The sequence below is a fragment of the Limimaricola cinnabarinus genome, assembly GCF_002723615.1.
GTDB classification, from domain to species: Bacteria; Pseudomonadota; Alphaproteobacteria; order Rhodobacterales; family Rhodobacteraceae; genus Limimaricola; species Limimaricola cinnabarinus_B.
This window is the reverse complement of sequence record NZ_KZ304955.1, coordinates 72254-97372: the sequence shown is the minus strand read 5'-3', so window position 1 is coordinate 97372 and position 25119 is coordinate 72254. Positions and strand designations below refer to the sequence as shown.

The window sequence follows — 25119 nt, the reverse complement described above, 5'->3', positions numbered from 1 at the left end:
CTCCTCAGTGGCGGGGAATGGCAGCGACCATCTCGCGGTCGCCGAAGATGAGCGGGCAGTGCTGGTGCAGGCTTTCGGGCGTGCGATCGAGGATGCGGTTCGCCCCGTCGGTGGCCGCGCCGCCCGCCTGTTCGATCAGGAAGGCGATCGGAAAGGCCTCGTAGAGCAGCCGCAGGCGGCCGTTTTCGTAGCCCTTCCGCCTGTCTGCCGGGTAGAGGAAGATCCCGCCCTGCAGCAGGATCCGGTGCAGATCGCCCACCGCGGCCGCGATCCAGCGCATGTTGGCGCCGGCCGCGATGCGGCTCTCGACGTGATCGCGCAGAAGGGCGGGCCAATGGCCGGTGTTCGACGCATTGTGGGCGATCATCGGTTTGCTTTCGGGAATGCGGACCCGCTCATGGGCAAGGCGGAAGCGGCCGGAGGCCGGCTCCAGGGTGAAGAGGTCCACCCCCGCGCCGAAGCTCAGCCCCATGTCGGTGCTGTGACCGAAGGAGACGTAGCCCGCCGCCACGATGTCCGCGCCCGGACGCATTGGCGTCTCGCCCGCCTCGAACACGCAAAACAGAAGCCCCAGCGGCGCGCCGATCCCGATGCTGCCCGAGCCGTCGATCGGGTCGATGGCGACGTCGAAGCGACCCTCGGGATGCAGGGAGATTTCGCCCACGGCCTCCTCCGAGACCACGGCGCGCACATCGGCGCGCGCCAATGCCTCGAGCAGGTGCTCATGTGCTGCGCGGTCGAGCGCCTTCTGCCGATCGCCGCTGTCATTGGTGCCGACGATCCGGGCCGGGTCCCCCGGAAGCGCGGCCAGGGCCAGCCGCGCCGCGATCGGCGCGGCGGCATGGGCGATGGCACAGGCGAGGGCGGAGAGCGCCGGGTCCGCGCCGCGCGCGTCCAGATGCGCCTCGAGCGTCGGCGCCGCGATGGCCGCGTCGCCGGGCAGCGGCAGCGGTGTCACGAGGCCGCCCCGATCAGCGCCGCGGCCCGCGCCACGATGGCGTCGCCGGTGATGCCGAACTTCTCGTAGAGCACCTCGGCGGGGGCGGAGGCGCCGAAGCCGTCCATGCCGATCACATCCTCCTCGGACGCGACATAGCGGGTCCAGCCGAGCTTGCTCGCGGCCTCGACGGCGATGCGCGGCGCGGTGCCCAGCACCTCGGCCCGATACTCCGGCACCTGCGCGTCGAACAGCTCCCAGCTCGGCATCGAGACCACCGCGACGCCATGGCCCTTCGCATGCAGCGCCTCGGCGGCCTCGACGGCGAGGGCGACCTCGGTGCCGGTGGCGATCAGCGTGACATCGCGGCTTTCGCCGAACTGCCGGATGACATAGGCGCCGCGCGCGCTCAGATTCTCCTCGCCCGCTCCGCGCAGCTGCGGCACGGCCTGGCGCGACAGCGCCAGCAGCGAGGGCGCGCGGCGCGACCGGATCGCCAGCTCCCAGCATTCCAGCGCCTCCACCGCATCGGCGGGGCGGAACACGGTCAGCCCCGGGATGGCGCGCAGCGAGATCAGATGCTCGACCGGCTGGTGAGTCGGGCCGTCCTCGCCCAGCCCGATGCTGTCATGGGTCATGACATGGATCGTGCCGACGCCCATCAGCGCCGAGAGGCGGATCGCATTGCGCGCATAGTCCGAAAAGACGAGGAAGGTGCCGCCATAGGGGATGACGCCGCCATGCACGCTCATGCCGTTCATCGCCGCGGCCATGCCGAACTCGCGCACGCCCCAGGAGACATAGCGCCCTTCGGGGCTGTCGGCCTGGAAATCGCTGTCGACGGCCTTGACCCGGGTCAGGTTGGAGCCGGTCAGATCGGCCGAGCCGCCGATCATCTCGGGGCAGGCTTCGGCCAGCGTCTCGAGGGCGATCTGGCTGGCCTTGCGGGTGGCGACCTTCTGCGGTTCGGCAAAGAGGCTCTCGCGGGCCCGCGCGACGGCGGCGTCGAAACCATCGGGCATCTCGCCCGCGATCCGGCGTTCGAATTCGGCGCGCCGCTCTGCTGGCAGGGCCGCGAGCCGCGCCTCCCAGGCTTCGCGCTCGGTGGCGCCCCGCGCCCCGGCGGCGCGCCATTCGGCCAGCAGCTCCGCGGGAACCGAGAAATCCTCGTTGGCCCAGTCGAGCGCCTGGCGCACCAGTGCGCGCTCCTCGGCGCCCAGCGGCGCGCCATGCGAGGCGGCGGTCCCGGCCCTGTTGGGCGAGCCCAGGCCGATCACCGTGCGCATGCGGATCAGCGTCGGGCGAGCCGTCTCGGCCTTGGCGCGCGTGATCGCGTCGTCGAGCGCGGCCACGTCATGGCCGTCGCAGGCGATCACCTGCCAGCCGGCCGCCTCGAAACGGCCGGTGGTGTCCTCGGTGAAGGCCTTGTCGGTGGCGCCGTCGATCGAGATGCCATTGTCGTCATAGAGCACGCAGAGCCTGTCCAGCTTCAGGTGACCGGCCAGGGAGATCGCCTCCTGGCTGATGCCCTCCATCAGGCACCCATCGCCGCAGAACACCCAAGTGCGGTGGTCGACCACCTCGCGGCCGAAACGCGCCGCGAGATGCGCCTCCGCCATGCACATGCCGACCGCCCCGGCGAGACCCTGTCCCAGCGGGCCGGTCGTGATGTCGACGCCCGCGGCGTGGCCGTATTCGGGGTGGCCGGCGGTCCGGGCGCCCCATTGGCGGAAATTCTTCAGCTCCTCGATCGGCATGTCCTCGAAGCCGGTGAGATGCAGCAGCGCGTAGAGCAGCATCGAGCCATGGCCGTTCGACAGCACGAAGCGGTCGCGGTCGGGCCAGTCGGGCCGCGCGGCGTCGAATTTCATGTGCCGCGTCCAGAGCATGGTGGCCGCTTCGGCCATGCCCATCGGCGCGCCGGGATGGCCGGACTTCGCGGCCTCGACACCGTCGATGGCGAGCGCGCGGATGCAGTTGGCCAGCGCGAAGGCGCGAGCATCGGTGGCGGCGCGGGCCAGCGCCGGGGCGTGTTCGGTCATCGGGAGCTCCCTGTTCGAGTCGTGACATGTCCTAGCGCAGGATCACAAATATCACAACTCTAAATCACAATATCACATATATGATGTTGTAATGGCCGTGAGCTTGTGATATTTCCTCGGGCAGGAAGACAAGGATACTTCATTTGAGACCCGAGGACCGCCGCCACGAAATCGTCGAGATGCTGGTCGAGCAGGGCAGCGCCACGCTTGAGGCGCTGGCGGAGCATTTCGGCGTGTCGAAGATGACGATCCACCGCGATCTCGACGCGCTGGAGGCCGAGGGGCGGCTGCGCAAGCTGCGCGGCGGCGCGACGCTCGAATCCTCGGGCCAGTTCGAGAGCGATTTCCGCTACCGCGCGCGCATGGCGGGCGAGGAAAAGGCGCGGATCGCCCGGCATGCCGCGGGCTTCGTCGAGCCGGGGATGAGCGTGATGGTCGATGACGGATCGACCAGCCAGGCCCTGGCGCCGCATCTGGCGGCGATCCGGCCGCTTACCGTGATCACCAACAATCTGGGGCTGATCTCCGAGCTGTCCGGCAAGCCGGGCATCGAGCTGATCGCGCTTGGCGGCAATTACGCGTCGAAGTTCAACGGCTTTTTCGGCGTGCTGACGGAAACCGCGCTGCGCGACCTGCGCGCCGACATGGCGCTTCTCTCCTCCTCGGCGGTCTCGGGGCGAAGCGCCTTTCATCAGGACCAGGAGGTGCTGGGGGTCAAGCGGGCGATGATCGCCTCGGCGGCGCGGCGCTACCTGATGGTGGATCATCAGAAATTCGGGCGCACGGCGCTGCATCTCCTCGCCGATCTGGAGGATTTCGACGGTGTGGTGACCAGCGACGCGCTGGAACGCGCCCGCGCCGAGGCGCTGCGCCAGGACGGCATCAGGCTACATTTCGCGGAAGGGGACTGACATGGACGACCGGCTCTGGATCGGCACCAGCTGGAAGATGAACAAGACGCTGGCCGAGGCCCGCGCCTTTGCCGAAGGGCTGGCGGAAGCCGAGGGCGATCCGCGCATCCAGCGCTTCGTGATCCCGCCCTTCACCGCCGCGCGCGAGGTCGCCGCGATGCTGGCGACGAGCGATGTGAAGGTCGGCGCCCAGAACATGCATTGGGCGGATCAAGGCGCCTGGACGGGCGAGATCTCGCCGCCGATGCTGACCGATTGCGGGCTCGACATCGTCGAGCTGGGCCATTCCGAACGCCGCGCCCATTTCGCCGAGACCGACGAGACGGTCGGGCTCAAGACCGAGGCCGCCATCCGGCACGGGCTGGTGCCGCTGATCTGCATCGGCGAGACCGCCGAGGACAAGGCGGCGGGCCGCGCCGACGCGGTGCTGGCCGCGCAGGTCGAGGGCGCTCTGGCGCGGCTCGATGAGGGGCAGAAGGGGGCCGGCATCCTGCTCGCCTACGAGCCCGTCTGGGCGATCGGGGAGGGCGGCGTGCCGGCCTCGGCCGAATATGCCGAGGCGCGTCATGCCCGCATCAAGGAGGTCTCGGCCCGCATCGCGGGGCAGCCGCTGCCCTGCCTTTATGGCGGCAGCGTCAACCCCGGCAACTGCGCCGAACTCATCACCCGGCCCGCGATCGACGGGCTGTTCATCGGGCGCTCGGCCTGGGATGTCGCGGGGTATCTCGACATCCTGCGCCGCTGTGCCGCCGTCATCTGACTCAATACGGAAGGAGATCCATCATGAAACTCGCGATCGCAGGCGACAGCGCGGGCGTGCCGCTGGTCAAGGCGCTGGCCGAACATCTGAGCGCCAAGGGGCATGACGTGTCCGACCTGTCCACACCGCCCCAGGGCGGCGAATTCTACGCCGACCTGTCCGACCGCGTCTGCCAGGGCGTGCTCAAGGGCGACTACGAGCGCGCGATCCTGTGCTGCGGCACCGGCATCGGCGTGTGCCTGTCGGCCAACAAGGTGCCGGGCATCCGCGCCGCGCAGACCCACGACACCTATTCGGCCGGCAAGGCCGCGACCTCGAACAACGCGCAGATCATCACCATGGGCGCGCGCGTCGTGGGGGCGGAGCTGGCCAAGGACATCGCCGATGCGTTTCTCGGCGCCGCCTTCGACCCCGAAGGCAAGTCGGCCGACAACGTGAAGGCCATCGACGCGCTCGACGCGCGCTATCACGAGACCCGCTGAGGGGCCTTGCCCCGGAGGCCGATCCGGGGCAGATCACGCATGTTCTCGGGGCGGGGTGAAACTCCCCACCGGCGGTGAAAGCCCGCGAGCGCCCCGGCCGCATGGCCGGGGGTCAGCAGAGTCCGGTGAAATTCCGGTGCCGACGGTCATAGTCCGGATGAGAGGGAACGGATGAAGCGGGGGCGGGCCGATCGGCACCGCCACGCTTGCCGTTGCGCGTCCCCTGATCGAGCGAAACGACAGGGAAACAGCCATGACCGATCTTTCAATCGCCTTCATCAAGGCGCGCTGGCACGCCGATATCGTCGACCGCGCGCAGGAGGGCTTCGACGCCGCCATTGCCGAAAGCGGCCGCGCCGCTGCGGTGACGCCCTTCGAGGTGCCCGGCGCCTTCGAGATGCCGCTGCTGGCCAAGCGGCTGGCGCAGACCGGCCGCTTCGACGCGGTGGTCGCGGCGGCGCTGGTGGTGGATGGCGGCATCTACCGGCATGATTTCGTGGCGCAGGCCGTGGTATCGGGCCTGATGCAGGCGCAGATGGAGACCGGCGTGCCGGTGTTCTCGGTGTCGCTGACGCCGCATCACTTCCAGGACACGACCGAGCATCGCGGCTTTTATACCGCGCATTTCGTCAAGAAGGGCCGGGAGGCGGCCGCGGCGGTCCTGGCCATCGCCGATCTGGAGCTCTGAGCGCTCTAGAGCGGGGCGACGATCACCTCGACGCCCTGCGCCGCGATGGCCTCGCGGATCTCGGCCGGTGTGCCCTGGTCGGTGATCACCACGTCGAACTCGTCGATCCGGGCCATGGCGTGCAGGGCCCGGCGGCCGAACTTGCTGTGATCGGTCAGCAGCACCCGCCGAGCGGCGGCATCGAACATCGCGCGCTTGACGTCCACCACCTCCGCGAACTGGTGCAGCACGACATCGCCGTCGATGGCCGACATGGACAGGAACACGGTATCGGCTCTCAGCCGCGCGACCTCGCCGGTGGTCATTCGGCCCAGAAAGGCGTTGCACCAGTTGTGCAGCTCTCCGCCCAGCCCGATCAGGGTCAGGTCCCGTTGACCGCGCAGGGCCCCCATCAGGGTCAGGCCGTTGGTGATGATCGTGAGCGGGGCCAGATCGCCCAGATACGGCACCATCTGCAGCGCCGTGGTGGAATCGTCCATGAAGATCGCCTGCCCCGGCTCGATCAGCTTGGCGGCCTCGCGCGCGATCGCGGCTTTCTCGGCCGTTTTCTGGCTCGCACGATAGACATCCGAGGCTTCGGCCAGGCCGCTCGGCGCCGCCGTGACCAGCCCGCGGCTCTTGCGCAGAAGGCCGCGCGCGATGAGATCATCGAGATCGCGATGCGCCGTCATCAGGCTGACGCCGAAATGCTCGGTCAGATCCTCGATCCGCATCGTGCCTTCGGCCATGACCAGCTCGGTCATGCGTTGCCGCCGCTCCAGCTGCCGTGCCTGGCGGCTGTCGGCGGGCACTTGCTCTCCCAGAAGGGTCAGCATGGCGGGAGCGGGCGAGGGAATGGGCCGTGTCATGATCTCTTCATCATAGCGATGGCGGCCGGCCGGACCAGCCGCCATCGCAAGGAGGGCGCGCCGCCGGGCGGCGGCGCGCAGGCAGGATCACTGCTCCAGCACGAAAGGCGCGGTGTAGTTGTCGACATTGTCGGAGGTGATCAGCTCGCAGCCGAAGAGCTGCTTTTCCTGGTCGACCATGGTTTCGTCGTTCTTGATGAAGTGATCGGCCTGCCGCACGGCATCCTCGGCAAAGACCGCGACCGGCTGCAGCACGGTATAGGCCAGCTCGCCCGCCCTGACCGCGTCGACCGCGTCGGGGTTGCCGTCGAAGCCGCCGATCACCACGCCCTCGAGCTTGCCCGCCTCCTTGAGCGCCGCGATGGCGCCGAGCGCCATCTCGTCGTTGCCGGAGATGATCGCATCGACCTCGGGGTTGGCCTGCAGGATCGACTGCATCTTGTTGTAGCCCTGGGTGCGGTCCCAGTTGGCGACTTCCTCGGCGACCTTCTCCAGGTCGGGATACTGGCTCAGCACCGTCTCGTAGCCATTGGAGCGGGTGGCGGCGTTGTTGTCGGCGGGGTTGCCGAAGAACTCGACATACTTGCCGCTGTCGCCCACCAGCTCGATCCACTTGATCGCGCCGTCGGCGGCGCATTGGGCGTTGTTCGAGACCAGCTGCGCCTTGGCGAGGCCGGCCTCGTTGATCTCGGCATTGACGAGAAAGACCGGGATGCCCGCATCCACCGCCTTGCGCACCGCGCCGACCGAGCCGTCGGCATTGGCCGGGTCGAGGATGATCGCCTTGGCCTGGTTGGTGATCGCGGTGTCGACCAGGTTGCTCTCGGTGTTGGTGTCGCCCTTGTGGGAGGCGACGGCGGCTTCGTAGCCGAGCTCCTCGGCGGTGGCGCGGGCGACCTCGCCCTCGGTGAACCAATAGGGGTTCGAGGGATCGTTGACGATGATCGAGATCAGGCCCTGATCCTGCGCCATGGCGGCACCGGCGAGAAGCGGGGTGGCGATCGCGGCGGCGCCGGCAAGCAGGATGGTGCGTTTGGTTGGCATGGTGGTCTCTCTCCCTGGGGTGGCTGGTGTTGGTCTGCCGGTCTCCCGGCGGTCTTGCGCGCTCAGGCCTTGGAGCCTTGGGTCGCGGAAGTCTTGGGCTTCGCCGCCGAGGCGGGGCGGCGATGGCTGTACTGGATCGAGTTCAGCAGCACGGCGAGCACGATCACGGCGCCGGTGAAGACGGTCTGCCAGTAGGAGCTGACGCCGATGATCACGAGGCCATCCGACAGGAAGCCGATCACGAAGGCGCCCAGCAGCGTGCCGCGGATATTGCCGCGCCCGCCGGTCAGGGCGGCGCCGCCGATCACCACCGCGGCGATCGCGGTCAGCTCGTAGGTGGTGCCGGCGGTGGGGCCGGCGGAGGTGAGCTGCGAGCTCAGCACGAGCCCGGCGATCGCGGCGCAGATGCCCGACAGCACGTAGACCAGCACCGTCACCCGCTTGACCGGCACGCCCGACAGCTCGGCGGCGCGGGCGTTGCCGCCGGTGGAGTAGACCCAGCGCCCGAAGGCGGTGCGGTTCAGCAGCAGGCTCGCCCCGAGCGCCACCGCGGCCAGAACCAGCACGCCGATCGGCACGTCGAAGACGCGGTTGAAGCCGAGCCAGTCGAAGCCGGTATTGCCCAGCTCGGGCTTGCCGCCGAGATTGTTGTAGGTCAGGCCGTCGGTCATCAAGAGCGCCACGCCGCGCGCGACATAGAGAAGGCCCAGCGTCGCGACGAAGGCAGGCACCTTGAAGACGGCGATCAGCACGCCGTTGACGAGCCCGACCAGCGCGCCGACCGCGCAGGTCAGGATCACCACGACCCAGACCGGCGGGTAGAGCGCCACGCCGAAGGCTTCGAGCGTCACGCCCTGCATCAGGAAGCCCGCGACCACCCCGGCAAGGCCCAGCGTCGAGCCGACCGAAAGGTCGATGCCGCCGGTGAGGATCACCAGCATCATGCCGACCGCCAGCAGGCCGAAGATCGCCACGTGGCTGGCCATGATCAGGAAGTTGCCGGTCGAGAAGTAGAAGGGCGACAGCATCGAGAAGGTGATGATGATCGCGATCAGCGCGAAGAAGGCGCGGCCTTCGAGCAGAAGCCGCCCGAGGTCGAAGCCGTTGCCGAATAGCCCGCGCGTGCGCTTGTGGATGGTGCCGGTGTCGGTCATGGCGATGACTCCGATGTTGCTGTTGCTCATGCGACCACGGCCTCGCCGGAGGCGGCCATGATCTGCTCTTTCGTGGCGTCGGGGCCGAATTCGGCCGAGATCTTGCCGCGCCGCATGACGATGATGCGATGCGCGATCGACAGGCATTCGCCCACTTCGGAGGTCGAGTAGATCACCGCCAGCCCGCGCTGCGCGCCCTCGGCCAGCAGGCGGAACACCTCGGCCTTGGCGCCGATGTCGATGCCCCGCGAGGGCTCGTCGAGCATCACCACGCGCGGCTTGGTGGCCAGCATCTTGCCGATCACCACCTTCTGCTGGTTGCCGCCCGAGAGCGATCCGATCGCGGCCTGGCCGCCATCGGTCTTGATCGTGACGTCGCGGATCGACGTCTCGACCAGCTCCCTCTCGCGCCTGCGCGAGGTGAACAGGCCGCGCGTGAAGGCCCCGATCGAGGCCAGAGACAGGTTCTCGCCGACGCTCATGGTCTGCACCAGCCCGTCGCGCTGCCGGTCCTCGGGCACCAGCACGAGGCCGCGCGCGATGCGCTCGGCGATGCTGGCGCGGCCCAGCTCGCGCCCCTCCAGCAGCACCCGGCCGCCGGATTTGGGCAGCCGACCCGCGATGCATTCGAGCATTTCGGTGCGGCCCGCGCCCATCAGCCCGTAAAGGCAGACGATCTCGCCCGCCCGCAGCTCGAGCGAGAGGTCATCGACCGCCGATCGTCCCGTCGCCGAGGCGTCGGGGACGCTGAGACCGTCGATCTTCAGCGCCACATCGCCTATGGCATGGCCTTCGGGCGGCGAGCCGAGATCGAAATTCTCACCGACCATGTTGCGGACGATCCATTCGAGATCGATCTCTGAGCGCGGCGCCCGCGCGGTCATCGTGCCGTCGCGCAGCACCACGGCGTGGTCGGTGATCTGCAAGGCTTCTTCGAGGTGATGCGAGATATAGACGATCGAGACGCCGCGCGCCTTGAGATCGCGGATCACCTTGAACAGCACCTCGACCTCCGAGGCCGAAAGGGCGGAGGTCGGCTCGTCCATGATCAGGATGCGGGCATTGACCGACAGCGCGCGGGCGATCTCGACCACCTGCTGCTGGCCGAGGCGCAGATCCTCGACCGGGGTCAGCGGGTCGATCTCCTCCTCCAGCTCCTCCATCAGCGCGCGGGTCTGGCGCTCCTCCTCGGCGTAGTCGACGCCGGTGGCGGTGGTGATCTCGCGGCCCATGAAGATGTTGTCGCGCACGCTGAGATTGGGCGCGAGGCTGAGCTCCTGGTGGATGATCGAGATGCCGAGGTCGCGCGCCTCCGTGGTGGAGTGGAAGGCGACCGGCCGCCCGTCGAGAAGGATCTCGCCCGCGCTCGGCCGGATCACGCCGGACAGGATCTTCATCAGCGTCGATTTCCCGGCGCCGTTCTCGCCGAACAGCGTGGTGACCTGGCCGCGATGCACGTCGAAGTTCACGCCCTTGAGCGCCTGGACGTTGCCATAGGACTTGGCGACGTCGCGGGCCTGCAGCACGGCCTCCCCGGTGGTGCCGGCGCCGCTCATTCGACTGCCATCTCGACCGGGGTGATCAGCCAGTTCTTGGGGTTGATCAGCCGGAAGGCGCCGGTGATCTCGACCTCCCGGCCCGACAGCGCGGCGGTGTCGATGTCCCCGAGCACCTCCGCCTTCATCGCGTCGTTGAGCGCGGCGCCGGCGTTCTGGTACTCGATCTGGTTCTTGAACTGGCCGAACTCGATATCGCCGGTCGCGTCCCGCAGCTCGGTGCCGTTGATGGCGGGGCCGGTCTGCACCCGCACGGTGATCTCGTCGGGCATGTCGGGCACTTCGACGGTATAGATGCCCGATTTCGCCTCGCCCATCGTGCCGGCAAGCCGCACCGGTATCACCGCGCCGGTGCCGGAGCCCACGCCATAGGTCTCGGCGGCGGCGGTGCGGTCGGCCAGCACGGCCTCTGCCAGCTCCGCGGCCGGGACGGCGCGGTCGCGGATGCTGTCGCGGACGCTCGGGAACGTCTCGGTGCCGTAGCGTTCGGGCGAGAAGGCCTGCTCGCGCAGATCCTCCTCGGAGCCCAGCACCACCACCTTGGTGTCGAGCGCCATCGCGGCGAGAAGCAGGGTCGCAGCGCCGATGGCTGCGGCGATCTTCCAGCCGCCGCGGTGCCGCGGTTCGGATATATCGGCCTTCATGGTCATGGCTCTGGCCTCCGGATCGGGACGGATCCCGGTGTGACTTACGGGGGCTCGCAGCTCGGCGCGGCCCCGATGCAACAGATTGGCTGCGGCGCGTGACGCCTTCCTCCACTTGCAGCAGCCCGGCCTTCCTGCCGGCTCCGCCTGGCCCAGCGGGAAGCTGGACGTGTGATGATAATGTTAAGAACACATCCACCTGTCAACGTCATTATGAAAGAATTTGCGCCCCAGGCAATAAAGCGCATCCATGCCTGCATCTGCCCAGGCACAACTGCCCATGTGACACGGAGATTGAAGCCGGTTCATGGCTGCAAGCGGGGATCGTGACCTGCCCCTGCGCGCAGCCGGGATGAGCCCAGTCCGTGTTATGTGCGGGTTATATTAACTTGACCGCCGCAGGAGGTTGGTGCAATAAATGTCCATATCGGAAATTTATTGCAGGGTTTTGGCGCCATGGCGACGACAGCGAAGCGACGCGAGATCGACGAGAGCCTGGCAATCCGGGCGGCCTGGCTGCACTACGCCGGCGGGCTGACCCAGGCCGAGGTGGCCGAGCGCATCGGCGTCTCGCCCGTCAAGGCGCATCGGCTGGTCAACTGGGCGGCGCAGAACGGCGCGGTCAAGGTCTCCGTGGTCGGCGAGATCGCCGATTGCGCGCGGCTGGAGGCGCAGCTGACCGGACGATTTGGCCTGCGCGGCTGCGAGGTGGTGCCCGATCTGGGCGAGCCGGGGCTGCCGCTGCGGGCGCTCGGCCCCGCGGGGGCCGCTTTCCTGCAGCGGCAGATCGCGCAGCATCCGGGCGGGGTCATCGGCATCGGACACGGGCGGACGCTGGCCGCGGCGGTCGAATCCATGCCGCCCTTCGATGCCCTGGGATCGCGCTTCGTGTCGCTTCTGGGCGGGCTCGCGCGCAACTATGCCGCCAACCCGCACGACGTGATGCACCGGCTGGCGGGCCGCAGCGGCGCCGAGGCCTATGTGCTGCCGCTGCCCTTCTTCGCCAATTCGAGCGCCGACCGCGACGTGCTGCTGGCCCAGCCCGGGGTGCGCGAGGTCTTCGACATGGCCGCGCAGGCCGATTTGATGCTGGTCGGCATCGGCACGACCGAGCCCGACGCGCAGCTGGTGGCAAGCCGGATGATCCGCGCGGAGGAGATCCGCGAGGTGACGCGCGGCGGCGCGGTGGGCGAGATCCTGGGGCATTTTCTCGATGCCGAGGGGCGCCCCGTGGCCACCGGGCTCTCGGCGCGGACCGTCGCGCCGGCGCTCGAGGTGCTGCGGAGCCGCCGGGTCGTGGCGCTTGCCGGCGGGCCGGACAAGGTGGCCGCGATCGCGGCGGTGCTGCGCGGCGGCTGGCTCGATGGGCTGATCACCGACGAGGCGACGGCGCAGGCGCTGGCGGCGCTGCCGGACTGACCGCCGGGCAGGGGAGAAAAGCATGACCGCAGGGACGGGCGACCTCATCATCGGCATCGATGCCGGCACCTCGGTGATCAAGGCGGTGGGGTTCGACCTTTCCGGCCGCCAGATCGCCGCCGCCGCCGTGCCGAACCGCTACGACACCGCCTCGGGCGGCGTCGCCACCCAGCCATTGGCGCGGACCTGGGAGGATTGCGCGCGGGCGCTTCGCGCCCTGGGCGACCGCATCGACCGGCTGCCCGAGCGCTGCGCCGCGCTCGCGGTGACCGCGCAGGGCGACGGCACCTGGCTGGTCGGGGCGGGCGACGCGCCGGTCGGCGACGCCTGGCTCTGGCTCGACGCGCGCGCAGCGCCGGCGGTGTCGCGGCTGAAATCGGGGCCGCTGGAGCGGGCCCGCTTCGAAGCCACCGGCACCGGCCTCAACACCTGCCAGATGGGGGCGCAGATGGCGCATATCGACGCGACCGAGCCCGAGCGGCTCGATCGCGCCGAGACGGCGCTGCATTGCAAGGACTGGCTCTATCTGAAGCTCACCGGCATCCGCGCCACCGACCCCTCCGAAGCGAGCTTCACCTTCGGCAATTTCCGCAGCCGCGCCTATGACGACACCGTCATCGCCGCGCTGGGGCTGGAGCATCGCCGCCATTTGCTGCCCGAGATCGTCGACGGCACGCGGCAGACGCATCCGCTGAGCCCGGCCGCGGCGCGCGAAACCGGGCTCAGGGCCGGGACGCCGGTGAGCCTCGGCCATGTCGACATGGTGATGACCGCGCTCGGCGCGGGGGTCCATACCGGCACGCCCGGCGCCGCCTGTTCGACGGTGGGCTCCACCGGCGTGCACATGCGCGCGGTGCGCGACACGGATGTCGTGCTGAACGAGGCCGGTACCGGCTATGTCATCGCGCTGCCCGCCCCCGGGATGGTGACGCAGGTGCAGACCAACATGGCCGCGACGCTCAACATCGACTGGGCGCTGGCGCTGGCGGGCGAGCTGATGGCCGAGATGGGGGTCGAGGCGTCGCATGCCGATCTCGTCGCCCGGATCGAGGGCTGGCTCGCGCGCAGTCGCCCCGGCGAGATCCTCTATCACCCCTATATCTCCGAGGCCGGAGAGCGCGGCCCCTTCGTCGATGCCGATGCGCGGGCGGGCTTCGTCGGCCTGAGCCAGGGACACCGCTTTCCCGATCTGATCCGCGCCGTGGTCGAGGGGCTGGGGCTGGCGGCGCGGGATTGCTACGCCGCGATGGGCGACATGCCCGCCGAGCTGCGGCTGACCGGCGGGGCCGCGCGGTCGCGGGCCCTGCGCGGCGTGCTGGCGGCGGCGACCGGCTCTGCGGTGCGGGTCTCGGCCCGCGAGGAGGCCGGCGCGGCAGGCGCGGCGATGATGGCGGCGGTGGCGATCGGCGCCTACCCGGACATGGAGGCGTGCATCGCCGAATGGGTGACGCCGCTCCTCGGCGCGGCCGAGCCGCCCGACCCGGTGCTGCGCGACACCTACGCCTCGCTCTTTCCGGCCTATGCCCGGGCCCGCGCCGCGCTGGCGCCGGTCTGGGACGGGCTCGCTCAACACCGGGCCGCGATGGCGGCCAATGAAAGGACAGCGACATGAACGACGAGCCCATCGACCTCTTCGTGATCGGCGGCGGCATCAATGGCGCCGGCATCGCCCGCGATGCCGCCGGGCGCGGCCTGAGCGTGGTGCTGTGCGAGAAGGACGATCTCGCCGAGGGAACCTCGTCGCGCTCGGGCAAGCTGGTGCATGGCGGCTTGCGCTACCTCGAATATTACGAGTTCCGGCTGGTGCGCGAGGCCTTGATCGAGCGCGAGGTGCTGATGCGCAACGCGCCGCACATCATCTGGCCCCTGCGCTTCGTGCTGCCGCACAGCCCCGAGGACCGGCCCGCCTGGCTGGTGCGGCTGGGGCTGTTCCTCTACGACCATCTGGGGGGCCGCAAGCGCCTGCCCGGCACCCGCACGCTCGATCTGAAGCGCGACCCCGAAGGCGCGCCGATCCTCGACAAGTACACCCGCGGCTTCGAATATTCCGACTGCTGGGTCGATGACGCGCGGCTCGTCGTCCTCAATGCCGTCGACGCCGCCGAGCGCGGCGCCGAGGTGCTGACCCGCAGCCCCTGCGTCTCGGCCCGGCGCGCGGAGGGCCACTGGATCGTCACCACCCGCGACAGCGAGACCGGCGAAACGCGCGAGCACCGCGCCCGCGTCCTGGTCAACGCGGCAGGCCCTTGGGTCACCGATGTCGTCCGCCGGGTGGCCGGGGCGAACTCTTCGCGCAATGTCCGGCTGGTCAAGGGCAGCCACATCGTGGTGCCCAAGTTCTGGGAAGGCTCCAACGCCTATCTCGTGCAGAACCACGACAAGCGCGTGATCTTCATCAACCCCTATGAGGGCGACAAGGCGCTGATCGGTACCACCGATGTCGCCTATGAGGGCCGCGCCGAGGAGGTGACGGCGGACGAGGCCGAGATCGAGTACCTGCTCGCCGCCGTGAACCGCTACTTCAAGGAAAAGCTCGCGCGCGAGGACGTGCTCGAGAGCTTCTCGGGCGTCCGGCCCCTGTTCGACGATGGGCAGGGCAACCCTTCGGCGGTAACACGCGACTATGTCTTCGACCTCGACGAGACCGGCGGCGCGCCGCTCCTGAACGTGTTCGGCGGCAAGATCACCACCTTCCGCGAGCTGGCCGAGCGGGGCATGCACAAGCTGGGGGGCCTCTTTCCCGGCATGAAGGACGACTGGACCGAGAACGCGCCGCTGCCCGGCGGCGCGATCGAGAACGCCGATTTCGAGGCTTTCCGCGAGAGCCTGCGGGGCCGCTATCCCTGGATGCCGCGCGATCTGCGCCGGCACTACGCCCGGCTCTACGGCACGCGGATCGACATGGTCGTGGATGGCGCCAGCTCGATCGAGGGGCTGGGGCGGCATTTCGGCGGCCTGCTCTACGAAGCCGAGGCGCGCTATCTGGCGGCGCATGAATGGGCCCGGACCGCGGAGGACGTGATCTGGCGGCGTACAAAGCACCGGCTCCGGCTGAGCGCTGCCGAGCAGGCGGAATTCTCCAAATGGTTCGACGGCACGCTCAGGGAGGCCGCGTGATGGCGCTGACGCTTTCGCTCAACACCAACCCTTTGGTGAACCGGTTCGCCGAAGCGGATGATCTCATCGACACCGTGGCCCGCGACCTGCGCATCCGCGACCTGCAATTGACGCATGAATTCATCAACCCGTCCTGGCCCGCCCCGGTGATCCGCCGGCTGACGCGCGAGATGGGCCGGGCGCTGGAGCGCAGCGGTGTGCGGGTGACCTCGGGCATGACCGGCCCCTATGGCCGTCTCAACCATTTCGGGCACCCGGATCGTGACGTGCGGCGCTATTATGTCGATTGGTTCAAGAGTTTCGCCGATATCATCGGCGATCTGGGCGGCCGGTCGGTCGGCACCCAGTTCGCGATCCTGACCTATCGCGATTTCGACGACGCGGCGCGGCGCGAGGAGATGATCCGCATCGCCATCGACTGCTGGGCGGAGGTGGCCGAGCATGCCAAGGCGGCGGGGCTCGATCACGTGTTCTGGGAGCCGATGAGCGTGGGGCGCGAATTCGGGCCGACCATCGCCGAGACCCTGGCGCTGCAGGAGCGGCTGACCGCAGCCGGGATGGCGGTGCCGATGTGGATGATGGCCGATATCGACCATGGCGACGTCACCAGCCCAGATCCCGACGACACCGATCCCTATGCCTGGGCGCGGGCGGTGCCCGAGGTTTCGCCGATCATCCACATCAAGCAGTCCAAGATGGACAAGGGCGGGCATCGCCCCTTCACCGCCGAGCACAACGCGACCGGCCGGGTGCAGCCCGAACCGCTGCTGGCGGCGCTGGCCGAGGGCGGCGCGCGCGACAACGAGATCTGCCTCGAGCTGTCCTTCAAGGAGCGCGAGCCGGACGACCGCAACGTGATCCCGGCGATCGCCGAAAGCATCGCCTTCTGGGCGCCGCATATCGAGAGCGGGGCGGGCGACCTGAAGCTCTGAGGGCCTTCGGGATCGGCGTCACGCCTGCCGCCGGCCATCGCGCGAGAACGGTCTCGGTCGCCCCGATCGGGGCGGCCGCTCCATGGAAAGAGCCGGGCTCGGGCCAGGCTGCGACGGAAGGCAGCGCCCGGGCGGGTCAGCCGATCAAGCGCAGCCGCCCCCGCAGCCAGCTGCAGATCGCCTCGAAGCTCTGCCCGGCGCGGGTGCTGCGATGCCGCGCCCGCAGGTAGCCATGCACCAGCTGCGGCTCGTTGCGCCAGCTGGCCTCGATCCCCGCGGCGGCCAGCCTGTCGACATAGGCCGGGCCGTCATCGCGCAGCGGATCGACATCGGCGGTGACGACGAGGGCCGGGGGCAGGTCTTCGAAACCGGCGGCGCGCAGCGGCGACAGCTCGGGGTCCGTCTCGCGCAGGCTCGTGTCGCCCCCCGTCAGCACGCCCGCGTAATGCGCGATATCCGCGGTGCGCAGGAGCGGCGCCTCGGCGTTCTCGGCATAGGAGGGCGCGGACATGTCGCCGCCCAGCCCCGGATAGATCAGGCATTGCGCCAGCGGCATCGGCCCGCCCTTGCGCCGCATGCGCAGGCACAGCGCCGCCGACAGCGCGCCGCCCGCGCTGTCGCCCAGCACGAGGCCGGGGCGGCGCGCGCTCTCGGCCCGCCAGACCGTTTCCACGTCGTCGAGCTGCGCGGGGTAGAGATGCTCGGGCGCGAGGCGGTAATCGACCGCGACCAGCTCCGCCCCCGTGGCCTGCGCGATCTCGGCGCAGACGTCGTCATGGCTGTCGAGCGAGCCCACCACATAGCCGCCGCCATGCAGGTAGAGCAGGAACGGCCCCGCCGCGCCGCGCGGCCGGTAGCGGCGTATCGGCACGCCTGCCAGCGTCTCGTCGGTGACAATGATGCCTTCGGGGCGGGGGCTGCGGAACACCGCGCACATCGCGTCGTAATGGCGGCGGTTCTCCTGCGCGGAGGCGGAATTGGCCTCGGCCGGGTAGGCCGCCTCGGTCTCGGCGATGAAGCGCAGCATCTCGGGATCGGTCACGCGCATCTCAGCGGCCCTCGCGGCGGGCCAGGGCGTGGTCGAGCCAGTCCGCATCCATCTGCGGCACCGAGGCGAGCAGGGTCTCGGTATAGGGGTGGTGCGGCGGCGCGAACATCTCGTCCCTCGGCCCCTGCTCGACCACCTCGCCGCCTTGCATCACCACCACGTGGTCGGCGATGGCGCGGACGGTGGCGAGGTCATGGGTGATGAACATGTAGCTCAGCCCCCGCTCCTCCTGCAGGCGCCGCAGAAGCCGCAGGATGCCGTCGGCCACGAGCTGGTCGAGCGCGCTCGTCACCTCGTCGCAGACGATGAGCCTGGGCTCGGCCGCGAGCGCGCGGGCGATGCCGATGCGCTGTTTCTGCCCGCCCGAAAGCGCGCCGGGCAGGCGGTCGATATAGCTGTCCGGGTCGAGTTCGATCGCCGTCAGCAGCTCGCGGATCCGCGCCTCCTGCGCCGCGCCCCTGAGCCCGAGATAGAAGCGCAGCGGCCGGCCGATGATCTCGCGGATCGTCTGCTTGGGGTTCAGCGCGGTATCGGCCATCTGGTAGATCATCTGGATCTGCCGCAGCTGGTCCTTGGAGCGCCCGGCAAGCCGGTCGGGCAGGGGCGCGCCGTCGAGCTCGACCCGGCCCGTGCTGAGCGGCAGCAGCCCGGTCAGCACCCTTGCCGTCGTCGATTTGCCAGAGCCGCTTTCGCCCACCACCGCGACGGTGCGGCCCTTGGGGATGTCGAAGCTGACATCGCGCAGCACCCGCGTGCCGCGCACATATTCGGCCGAGACCTTCGACAGCCGCAGCACCGGGGTTTCGTCCGCGACGGGGGCCGGGCGGGGCGCGGCCTCATGGCTGCGCACGGCCCAGAGCGATTTCGAGTACTCCTCGCGCGGGGCGGCGAGCATGGCGCGGGTCGGCTGCTCCTCGACCTCCTCGCCATGGCGCAGGATCTTGATCCGGTCGGCCATCTGGGCCACCACCGCGAGATCATGGGTGATGTAGATCGCCGAGGTGCCGAACTCGCGCACCGCGTCGCGGATCGCCGCCAGCACCTCGATCTGGGTGGTCACGTCGAGCGCCGTGGTCGGCTCGTCGAAGATGATGAGGTCGGGGCGGCAGGACATCGCCATCGCGGTCATCGCCCGCTGCAATTGCCCGCCCGAGACCTGGTGCGGGTAGCGAAAGCCGATTTCGCCGGGGTTCGGGAGCCGCATCCGGGCATAGAGCGCGCGGCCCTCGGCCTCGGTCTCGTCGCGGCCCTTGATGCGGTGGATCTCGGTCGGGCTTTCGGCGAACTGGCGGATCAGCCGGTGCGCGGGGTTGAAGTTGGCCGCCGCCGATTGCGCGACATAGGCGATGCGGCGGCCGCGCAGGCCGCGCCGGCGCCGCTCCGACAGCGCCATCAGCTCCTGCCCATCGAAGGTGATCGAGCCGCCCGAGATGCGGGTGCCGTCGCGGGCATAGCCCATGGCGGCAAGGCCCAGCGTCGACTTGCCCGCGCCGCTCTCGCCGATCAGGCCGAGGATCTCGCCGCGCTTCAGCTCCAGGTCGACGCCCTTGACGATCGGGGTCCAGCCCCGGTCCTGTCGGCCCTCGATCCTGAGGTCGCGGATGGTGAGGAGGGGATCGGTCATCTTGAACCTCTCAGTCCTTGAGGCCGGAGGCGCGGTGCAGCACCCAATCGACGACGAAATTGATCGCCACCGTCAGGAGCGCGATGGCGGCGGCAGGCAGGAGCGGGGTGATGTCCCCGAAGGTGATGAGGGCCGCGTTGTCGCGCACCATGGAGCCCAGATCCGCGGTCGGCGGCTGGATGCCGAGCCCGAGGAAGGACAGGGCCGAGATCGCGAGGAACACGAAGCAAAAGCGCAGGCCGAACTCGGCGATCAGCGGCGCCGCGGCATTGGGCAGGATCTCGCGGCGCATCAGCCAGCCCAGCCCCTCGCCCCTGAGCCGCGCGGCTTCGACGTAATCCATGACCACCACGTCCATCGCCACGGCGCGGGCGAGGCGGAACACCCGCGTCGCCTCGATCACCGCGATGACGATCACGAGGTTGACGATGCCGGTGCCGTAGATCGACAGCAGCAGGAGCGCGAAGAGAAGCGCCGGGATCGCGATCAGCATGTCGACGAGCCGCGACAGGAGCTGGTCGATCCAGCCCCCCGTCACCGCCGCGAGAAGCCCCAGCCCCGCGCCCGCACCAAAGGCCAGCACGGTCGTCGCCAGCGCGATGCCGAGCGAATTGCGCGTGCCCCAGATCAGCCGCGAGACCACGTCGCGCCCGAGATTGTCGGTGCCCAAGGGGTAGGCGCCGCTCCATGGCTCGAACTCCATGCCGACGATCTCGGTCTCGCCGAAGGGCGCGATGAGCGGGGCGAAGAGCGCCACGAGGATGTAGAGCGCGATCACGGCGATGCCGAACAGCGCCGTCGGCGGGGCGGTCTTGATGTCAGTCAGCGTCATCGGTCATTTCCCGTGCATCAGCCGCGGATTGGTGGCGATGGCCAGCAGATCGGCGGCGAGATTGAGCAGGATGTAGATGCCCGCGAAGATCAGGCAGGCGGCCTGCACCACCGGGATGTCGCGCTTGGCCACGGAATCGACCATCAGCTGCCCCAGCCCCGGAAACACGAAGACCACCTCGACGATCACCACGCCGGTGATCAGATAGGCGAGGTTGAGCGCCACCACGTTGATGATCGGCGACAGCGCGTTGGGCAGGGCGTGGCGCAGGATCACCCGCGCGGGCGAGGCGCCCTTGAGCCGGGCCATCTCGATATAGGGCTGGGCCAGCAGGTTGATGATCGCGGCGCGGGTCATCCGCATCATGTGCGCGGTGACCACGAGCACCAGCGTCAGCGCCGGCAGGAAGGTGCGGTAGAGCATGGTGCCGAGATCCGCGCCGCTGCCGAAATCGGCGATGGAAGGGAACAGCCCCCATTTGACCGACAAAAACAGCAGCAGGATATAGGCCACGAAATATTCGGGGAACGAGATCGAGCTCAGCGTCGCCACGTTGACGAAACGGTCGAACCAGCTGCCCCGGTAGAGCGCCGCGAGAAGCCCCAGAAAGAGCGCCAGCGGCACCGAGATCGCCGCGGCATAGGCGGCGAGAAAGAGCGTGTTGCCGAAGCGCGCGGCCAGAAGCTCGCCGATCTCGCGGCCATTGGCCAGCGAGGTGCCGAAATCGCCCGTGAGCGCGCCGCCGAGCCAGTCGAGATAGCGCAGATGCGCCGGCTGATCGAGGCCCAGCTCGCGGCGGAAGGCGGCGACCGTCTCCGGCGTGGCGGACTGGCCGAGGATCTCCTCGGTCAGGTCGCCGGGCAGAAGCTCGATCGCCAGGAAGATGAACAGCGAGATCGCGAAGAGCGTCAGCAGCCCGAACGCCAGCCGCTGCACCGTCATGCGCAAGAGGGGATGCATCAGGCGGGCTCCCCGAGCGGCCAGCCGATGTCGCGGATCGGGCGGCCCGCATGATCGGGCGCGGGCAGCGCGCTCTGGCCCGGGGCCAGCGCGGCCAGCCGCTCGGTCAGCGGTGCGCCCATCGGGCAGGCGCGGCCCGCCTGCGTGTCGACATGCATCAGCATGTGCTCGGCCGTGGCCTGCACCGTGCCGGCGCCGTCGACCATCTCGTGATGCAGGCGGATGCGCTTGGCGTCGAAGCCCAGAAGCGTCGTGCGGACGGTGAGATTCGCGCCGGCGCCGGTCTCGGCGAGGTGGCGGATATGCGTCTCGACCGTGTAGACCGACAGCCCCTGCGCGCGGTAATCGGCATCCATGCCGATATGGCCGAGAAAGGCGTCGGTGGCGTCGCCGAAGACCTGAAGATAGCGGAACTCGGTCATGTGGCCGTTATAGTCGAGCCAGTCGCCGCCGACCTTGGCGCGGTGCAGCTCCAGCGGCGCGGCGGGGTCGGGCGCGGCATGGGCGGCGCGGGCATGGGCCTGCGCGAAGGCGCGCTCCTCCATGGCGCGCAGCGTCTCGCCCGCGCCCCAGCCATTGGCGCGCAGCGCGTGCAGGATGCCGATCAGGTTGTCGTCGCGGATCCGCTCCAGCTCGCGGATCGTGTGCTGCCCCGATTGCGCGTCGGACTGCGCGGCGATCTTGGCCGAGAGCTCCTCGGTCATCTCGGGCACGTCCATGAGCTTGGTCCAGGGCCATTTCAGCGCCGGGCCGAACTGGTCGATGAAATGCTTCATCCCCGCCTCGCCACCGGCGATGCGGTAGGTCTCGAACAGCCCCATCTGCGCCCAGCGAAGCCCGAAGCCGAAGCGGATCGCGTCGTCGATCTCCTGCGTGGTGGCGATGTCGTCCTTCACCAGCCAGAGGCTTTCGCGCCAGACCGCCTCGAGCAGCCGGTCGGCGATATGCGCGTCGATCTCGCGGCGGATCTTGAGCGGGTGCATCCCGGTCCGGGCGAGAATGTCGGCGGCGCGGTCGAGGATGGCCTCGTCCTGCGGCCCCGATCCCACCAGCTCGACCAGCGGCACGAGATAGACCGGGTTGAACGGGTGGGCCACGAAGATCCGCTCGGGATGGGTGGCGCCCTCGCGCAGCTCGGAGGGCTTGAAGCCCGAGGTCGAGGAGCCGATCAGCGCCCCCGGCGCGGCCGCAGCCTCGATCGCGGCGAAGACCTCGTGCTTGAGATCGAGCCGCTCGGGCACGCTCTCCTGGATATACTCCGCGCCCTCGACCGCGCCCGCGATGTCGTCGTGAAAGCTCAGGCGCCCTTCGGGCACGGGCGGCGCGGAGATCAGCCGGGCGCGGGCGCGGCGGGCGTTGTCGAGCACTTCGCCGATGATCCGGCGCGCGTCGGGGTGGGGATCGTGGACGGCGACGTCGGTGCCGTCGAGCAGGAAGCGGGCGATCCAGCCGCCGCCGATGACGCCGCCGCCGATGCAGGCGGCGCGGGAGAGGGTGCGGGTCATGCGATGGGCCTTTCGGAAATGTCCTTGGAAAGGCCCCGCCGCCATCGGGCGGCGGGGCGCGGCGGGATCAGACGGCCCACCAGCGTTCGACGACCTTCCAGCCGTCGAGGAAGCGGTTCGAGGCGACCTCGCCATGCGCGATGCGGTCGTTCTTGCCGTCGATGTAATTGGCGAACATCGGGATGATCGAGCCGCCATCGTCGCGGCACAGCGCCTGCATCTCGTGATACATCTCGGCGCGCAGCCCCTCGTCGAGCTCGGCCCGGGCGGCGACCAGGAGCTCGTTGAAGCGCGGGTTGCTCCAGCGGCTCTCGTTCCATTCGGCCCCGTCGGCATAGACCAGGCTGAACATCCAGTCCTCGGTCGGGCGGCCGTTCCAGTAGCTCATGGCGAAGGGGTCCTTCAGCCAGACATTCGACCAGTAGCCATCGGCGGGCTTGCGGTCGACATTGACGCGGATGCCCGCACGCCCGGCGGACTCCTGAAACAGCACGGCCGCGTCCACCGCCCCCGCGAAGGCCGCGTCAGAGGTCGAGAGCGAGACATCGAGGCTGTCGAGCCCGGCCTGCTTGAGGTGGTATTTCGCGCGGTCGGGGTCATGGGCGCGCTGTTCGAGATCGGCGGCGTGAAAGCGGTTGCCCGGCGCGATCGGGTGGTCGTTGCCGAGCGAGCCATGGCCCTTGAGCACCTTGTCGAGCATCTCCTGCCGGTCGATCGCGTGCTTGAGCGCAAGCCGCACGTTCACGTCGTCGAAGGGCGCGGTGTCGCAATGCATCGGGAAGGGGTAATGCGCGGTGCCGGTGACCTCGACCAGCGACAGGCCGGGACGGCGGCCCAGCAGGTGCACGGTCTTGGGCGGCACGCCGTTGATGATGTCGACCTCGCCGGTGACCAGCGCGTTCTGCCGCGCGGTGGGGTCGTTGATGGTCAGCAGCGTCACCTCGTCGAACCAGGCGCGGTCCTCCTTCCAGTAGTCGTCGCGCCGCTTGAGCCGGATGCGCACGCCCGGCTCGTGCTCTTCGAGCGTGTAGCCGCCGGTGCCGATCCCGGCCTGCCAGTCGATCCGGCCCGACCCGTCATCGGGCATGATGACGAAGTGGTAGTCGGCGGCGACGAAGGGGAAATCGGCATTGCCGGCGGTCAGCTCGAACACCACCACGCGGTCACCATCGGCGCGGATCTCGGCGACTTGTTCAAGGAGCCCCTTGGCGCCCGACTTGGTGTCCTCGCCGCGGTGATGGTTGAACGAGGCGATCACGTCGGCGGCGGTGAGCCGGGCGCCATTCGAGAAGGCCACGTCGCGCAGCTTGAAGGTCCAGACCCGCGCCTCGGCGTCGGGCTCGAAGCTCTCGGCCAGCTCGGGCGCGGCCCGCCCCTCGGCGTCGATCTCCACGAGGTTGTTGCACACGCCGCCGAGCATGGCGGTGACCACCGGTCCCGCGGCATAGGTCGCGGGATCGATCGTGTCGGAGGTGGCGCCGCCCGAATGGCCGATGCGGATCGCGCCGCCGCGCCTGGGCCCGGCCTGCGCGCGCAGCGCGGTGGGCCCGAGGGCGAGGGCGGCGGTGCCGGTGGCCAGAAAGCCGCGCCGGCTGATATCGGTGAGTGTCATGCAAATCTCCCTGAAATCGGCCGGGCGCGGGGCCGCGCGCGGCATGTGATGGGGTGGGGGGGTTACCAGCGCTTCTTCAGCTTCAGCTTCTCGCGCACCTGCGCGGGCGTCATGAGGTTGACGTTCATCGCCGAGAGCATCGTCGCCGCGCGCTCCACCAGGTCGCCGTTCGAGGCGGGCACGCCGCGCTCCAGCCAGATGTTGTCCTCGAGCCCGACGCGGACATTGCCGCCCGCCAGCACCGCCTGCGCCGCGAAGGGCAGCTGCATCCGGCCGATCGAGAACATCGAATAGACCCAGCCCTCGGGCATGTTGTTGGTCAGCGCGGTGAGCGAGTTGAGATCATTGGGCGCGCCGAAGGGAATGCCCATGCACAGCTGCACCAGCACCGGATCGTCGATCAGCCCCTCGTTCACCAGCGTCTTGGCAAGCCACAGATGGCCGAGGTCGAACACCTCGATCTCGGGCTTCACCCCCGCCGCCTGGATCCGCCGCGCCATGGCGCGCAGCGTGCCGGGCGTGTTGGTCATCACGTAATCGGCCTCGGCGAAGTTCATCGTGCCGCAGTCGAGCGTGCAGATCTCGGGCAGCAGCTCCTCGACATGCACCAGCCGCTCGGTGGCGCCGATCAGGTCGGTGCCCGCCTCGTCGAGCGGCAGCGGCGCCTCGGCCGAGCCGAGCACGATGTCGCCGCCCATCCCGGCGGTGAGGTTGAGGATCACGTCGGTGCCGCTGTCGCGGACCCGCGCCACCACCTCGCGGTAGAGCGCCGGATCGCGCGAGGGCGCGCCGGTCTCGGGGTCGCGCACATGGACATGGGCGATGGCCGCGCCGGCCCCCGCCGCCTCGACGCAGGCCGCGGCGATCTCCTTTGGCGTCACCGGCACCTTGTCGCTCTTGAGGTGGCTCTGGCCCGAGCCCGTCACGGCACAGGTGATGAATGCGTCCCAGTTCACGGTCGCGCCTCCGATCGGATTGAAAATGTCGATTGGGGCGAACCTAGC

Annotated in this window: 22 protein-coding genes and 1 riboswitch; of the genes, 8 read left to right on the top strand and 14 right to left on the bottom strand. The window is 69.4% G+C overall.

All coding sequences use genetic code 11. The annotated features are described in order from the left end of the window. Positions 1 to 4: 4 nt before the first annotated feature. Both CJ301_RS07475 and tkt read right to left on the bottom strand, forming a co-directional pair. Entirely contained in the window at positions 5 to 958 is a 954-nt protein-coding gene (locus CJ301_RS07475) for a class 1 fructose-bisphosphatase (protein ID WP_254050099.1), read from the bottom strand. Next, positions 955 to 2979, bottom strand: a complete 2025-nt coding sequence (gene tkt, locus CJ301_RS07470) for a transketolase (RefSeq protein WP_099275897.1) — start codon at positions 2977 to 2979, stop codon at positions 955 to 957. Before tkt ends, CJ301_RS07475 begins: the two co-directional genes overlap by 4 nt. Positions 2980 to 3122: 143 nt before the next feature. Between tkt and CJ301_RS07465 the strand changes: the two genes are divergently transcribed. The 4 genes from CJ301_RS07465 to CJ301_RS07450 all read left to right on the top strand — a co-directional run bounded on the left by CJ301_RS07465 (position 3123) and on the right by CJ301_RS07450 (position 5820). Further along, positions 3123 to 3890 carry a DeoR/GlpR family DNA-binding transcription regulator gene (locus tag CJ301_RS07465; protein ID WP_099275895.1) on the top strand — a complete coding sequence of 256 codons (768 nt, stop codon included), beginning with the start codon at positions 3123 to 3125 and terminating at the stop codon, positions 3888 to 3890. 1 nt (position 3891) lies between these two features. After that, on the top strand, positions 3892 to 4650 hold the full coding sequence (locus CJ301_RS07460; RefSeq protein ID WP_099275893.1) for a triose-phosphate isomerase: 759 nt from the start codon (positions 3892 to 3894) through the stop codon (positions 4648 to 4650). A gap of 23 nt (positions 4651 to 4673) precedes the next feature. Further along, a complete protein-coding gene (derI, locus tag CJ301_RS07455) occupies positions 4674 to 5132 on the top strand; it encodes a D-erythrulose-4-phosphate isomerase (protein ID WP_099275891.1) in 459 nt (152 codons plus the stop codon). A gap of 37 nt (positions 5133 to 5169) precedes the next feature. Continuing rightward, positions 5170 to 5305, top strand: a riboswitch (FMN riboswitch). Positions 5306 to 5385: 80 nt separating this feature from the next. After that, positions 5386 to 5820 carry a 6,7-dimethyl-8-ribityllumazine synthase gene (locus CJ301_RS07450; protein ID WP_099275889.1) on the top strand — a complete coding sequence of 145 codons (435 nt, stop codon included), beginning with the start codon at positions 5386 to 5388 and terminating at the stop codon, positions 5818 to 5820. 5 nt (positions 5821 to 5825) lie between these two features. Here CJ301_RS07450 and CJ301_RS07445 read toward each other — a convergent pair whose 3' ends face one another. The 5 genes from CJ301_RS07445 to CJ301_RS07425 all read right to left on the bottom strand — a co-directional run bounded on the left by CJ301_RS07445 (position 5826) and on the right by CJ301_RS07425 (position 11072). Further along, positions 5826 to 6668, bottom strand: a complete 843-nt coding sequence (locus CJ301_RS07445) for a DeoR/GlpR family DNA-binding transcription regulator (protein ID WP_099276072.1) — start codon at positions 6666 to 6668, stop codon at positions 5826 to 5828. An 87-nt stretch (positions 6669 to 6755) separates the two neighbouring features. Then, positions 6756 to 7712 carry a D-ribose ABC transporter substrate-binding protein gene (locus tag CJ301_RS07440; RefSeq protein WP_099275887.1) on the bottom strand — a complete coding sequence of 319 codons (957 nt, stop codon included), beginning with the start codon at positions 7710 to 7712 and terminating at the stop codon, positions 6756 to 6758. A gap of 62 nt (positions 7713 to 7774) precedes the next feature. Continuing rightward, on the bottom strand, positions 7775 to 8896 hold the full coding sequence (locus CJ301_RS07435; RefSeq protein WP_254050098.1) for an ABC transporter permease: 1122 nt from the start codon (positions 8894 to 8896) through the stop codon (positions 7775 to 7777). Next, a complete protein-coding gene (locus CJ301_RS07430; protein ID WP_099275885.1) occupies positions 8893 to 10422 on the bottom strand; it encodes a sugar ABC transporter ATP-binding protein in 1530 nt (509 codons plus the stop codon). Before CJ301_RS07430 ends, CJ301_RS07435 begins: the two co-directional genes overlap by 4 nt. Further along, complete coding sequence (locus CJ301_RS07425) at positions 10419 to 11072, bottom strand: DUF2291 family protein (RefSeq protein WP_099275883.1); 654 nt, start codon at positions 11070 to 11072, stop codon at positions 10419 to 10421. Before CJ301_RS07425 ends, CJ301_RS07430 begins: the two co-directional genes overlap by 4 nt. A gap of 450 nt (positions 11073 to 11522) precedes the next feature. Here CJ301_RS07425 and CJ301_RS07420 point away from each other — a divergent pair, with 450 nt between their 5' ends. From CJ301_RS07420 to CJ301_RS07405, 4 genes are read left to right on the top strand one after another with little or no spacing between them, the layout of a single operon-like run. Further along, positions 11523 to 12485 carry a sugar-binding transcriptional regulator gene (locus CJ301_RS07420; protein WP_099276068.1) on the top strand — a complete coding sequence of 321 codons (963 nt, stop codon included), beginning with the start codon at positions 11523 to 11525 and terminating at the stop codon, positions 12483 to 12485. Between the two features lie 22 nt (positions 12486 to 12507). Continuing rightward, a complete protein-coding gene (locus CJ301_RS07415; protein ID WP_099275881.1) occupies positions 12508 to 14097 on the top strand; it encodes an FGGY-family carbohydrate kinase in 1590 nt (529 codons plus the stop codon). Next, positions 14094 to 15602: a glycerol-3-phosphate dehydrogenase gene (locus CJ301_RS07410; protein ID WP_099275879.1), complete on the top strand. Its 1509-nt coding sequence runs from the start codon at positions 14094 to 14096 to the stop codon at positions 15600 to 15602. Before CJ301_RS07415 ends, CJ301_RS07410 begins: the two co-directional genes overlap by 4 nt. After that, on the top strand, positions 15602 to 16534 hold the full coding sequence (locus tag CJ301_RS07405; protein ID WP_099275877.1) for a sugar phosphate isomerase/epimerase family protein: 933 nt from the start codon (positions 15602 to 15604) through the stop codon (positions 16532 to 16534). The genes CJ301_RS07410 and CJ301_RS07405 overlap by 1 nt, the downstream gene beginning before the upstream one ends. A gap of 136 nt (positions 16535 to 16670) precedes the next feature. Here the strand turns inward: CJ301_RS07405 and CJ301_RS07400 are convergent, their stop codons facing one another. From CJ301_RS07400 to CJ301_RS07370, 7 genes are all read right to left on the bottom strand, one after another. After that, on the bottom strand, positions 16671 to 17582 hold the full coding sequence (locus tag CJ301_RS07400) for an alpha/beta hydrolase (protein WP_099275875.1): 912 nt from the start codon (positions 17580 to 17582) through the stop codon (positions 16671 to 16673). A 1-nt stretch (position 17583) separates the two neighbouring features. Continuing rightward, positions 17584 to 19206: an ABC transporter ATP-binding protein gene (locus CJ301_RS07395; RefSeq protein ID WP_099275873.1), complete on the bottom strand. Its 1623-nt coding sequence runs from the start codon at positions 19204 to 19206 to the stop codon at positions 17584 to 17586. Between the two features lie 10 nt (positions 19207 to 19216). Beyond that, positions 19217 to 20038 carry an ABC transporter permease gene (locus CJ301_RS07390; RefSeq protein ID WP_099275871.1) on the bottom strand — a complete coding sequence of 274 codons (822 nt, stop codon included), beginning with the start codon at positions 20036 to 20038 and terminating at the stop codon, positions 19217 to 19219. A gap of 3 nt (positions 20039 to 20041) precedes the next feature. Further along, entirely contained in the window at positions 20042 to 20998 is a 957-nt protein-coding gene (locus tag CJ301_RS07385) for an ABC transporter permease (protein WP_099275869.1), read from the bottom strand. Then, positions 20998 to 22503 (bottom strand): carnitine 3-dehydrogenase, encoded by a 1506-nt coding sequence (locus CJ301_RS07380; RefSeq protein WP_099275867.1) that lies wholly within the window; start codon positions 22501 to 22503, stop codon positions 20998 to 21000. Before CJ301_RS07380 ends, CJ301_RS07385 begins: the two co-directional genes overlap by 1 nt. 67 nt (positions 22504 to 22570) lie before the next feature. Continuing rightward, positions 22571 to 24115, bottom strand: a complete 1545-nt coding sequence (locus CJ301_RS07375) for an ABC transporter substrate-binding protein (RefSeq protein WP_099276066.1) — start codon at positions 24113 to 24115, stop codon at positions 22571 to 22573. 62 nt (positions 24116 to 24177) lie between these two features. After that, positions 24178 to 25071, bottom strand: a complete 894-nt coding sequence (locus CJ301_RS07370) for a 3-keto-5-aminohexanoate cleavage protein (protein ID WP_099276064.1) — start codon at positions 25069 to 25071, stop codon at positions 24178 to 24180. Between the last annotated feature and the right edge of the window lie 48 nt (positions 25072 to 25119).

What these genes read in the sequence shown, in the direction of transcription:
- derI (WP_099275891.1), top strand. Translation starts at nt 4,674, where the DNA reads ATGAAACTCGCGATCGCAGGCGACAGCGCGGGCGTGCCGCTGGTCAAG.
- CJ301_RS07400 (WP_099275875.1), bottom strand. Translation starts at nt 17,582, where the DNA reads ATGCGCGTGACCGATCCCGAGATGCTGCGCTTCATCGCCGAGACCGAG.
- CJ301_RS07435 (WP_254050098.1), bottom strand. Translation starts at nt 8,896, where the DNA reads ATGAGCAACAGCAACATCGGAGTCATCGCCATGACCGACACCGGCACC.
- CJ301_RS07410 (WP_099275879.1), top strand. Translation starts at nt 14,094, where the DNA reads ATGAACGACGAGCCCATCGACCTCTTCGTGATCGGCGGCGGCATCAAT.
- CJ301_RS07420 (WP_099276068.1), top strand. Translation starts at nt 11,523, where the DNA reads ATGGCGACGACAGCGAAGCGACGCGAGATCGACGAGAGCCTGGCAATC.
- CJ301_RS07445 (WP_099276072.1), bottom strand. Translation starts at nt 6,668, where the DNA reads ATGACACGGCCCATTCCCTCGCCCGCTCCCGCCATGCTGACCCTTCTG.
- CJ301_RS07440 (WP_099275887.1), bottom strand. Translation starts at nt 7,712, where the DNA reads ATGCCAACCAAACGCACCATCCTGCTTGCCGGCGCCGCCGCGATCGCC.
- CJ301_RS07430 (WP_099275885.1), bottom strand. Translation starts at nt 10,422, where the DNA reads ATGAGCGGCGCCGGCACCACCGGGGAGGCCGTGCTGCAGGCCCGCGAC.
- CJ301_RS07415 (WP_099275881.1), top strand. Translation starts at nt 12,508, where the DNA reads ATGACCGCAGGGACGGGCGACCTCATCATCGGCATCGATGCCGGCACC.
- CJ301_RS07405 (WP_099275877.1), top strand. Translation starts at nt 15,602, where the DNA reads ATGGCGCTGACGCTTTCGCTCAACACCAACCCTTTGGTGAACCGGTTC.
- CJ301_RS07380 (WP_099275867.1), bottom strand. Translation starts at nt 22,503, where the DNA reads ATGACCCGCACCCTCTCCCGCGCCGCCTGCATCGGCGGCGGCGTCATC.
- CJ301_RS07460 (WP_099275893.1), top strand. Translation starts at nt 3,892, where the DNA reads ATGGACGACCGGCTCTGGATCGGCACCAGCTGGAAGATGAACAAGACG.
- CJ301_RS07395 (WP_099275873.1), bottom strand. Translation starts at nt 19,206, where the DNA reads ATGACCGATCCCCTCCTCACCATCCGCGACCTCAGGATCGAGGGCCGA.
- CJ301_RS07450 (WP_099275889.1), top strand. Translation starts at nt 5,386, where the DNA reads ATGACCGATCTTTCAATCGCCTTCATCAAGGCGCGCTGGCACGCCGAT.
- CJ301_RS07425 (WP_099275883.1), bottom strand. Translation starts at nt 11,072, where the DNA reads ATGACCATGAAGGCCGATATATCCGAACCGCGGCACCGCGGCGGCTGG.
- CJ301_RS07385 (WP_099275869.1), bottom strand. Translation starts at nt 20,998, where the DNA reads ATGCATCCCCTCTTGCGCATGACGGTGCAGCGGCTGGCGTTCGGGCTG.
- CJ301_RS07375 (WP_099276066.1), bottom strand. Translation starts at nt 24,115, where the DNA reads ATGACACTCACCGATATCAGCCGGCGCGGCTTTCTGGCCACCGGCACC.
- CJ301_RS07390 (WP_099275871.1), bottom strand. Translation starts at nt 20,038, where the DNA reads ATGACGCTGACTGACATCAAGACCGCCCCGCCGACGGCGCTGTTCGGC.
- tkt (WP_099275897.1), bottom strand. Translation starts at nt 2,979, where the DNA reads ATGACCGAACACGCCCCGGCGCTGGCCCGCGCCGCCACCGATGCTCGC.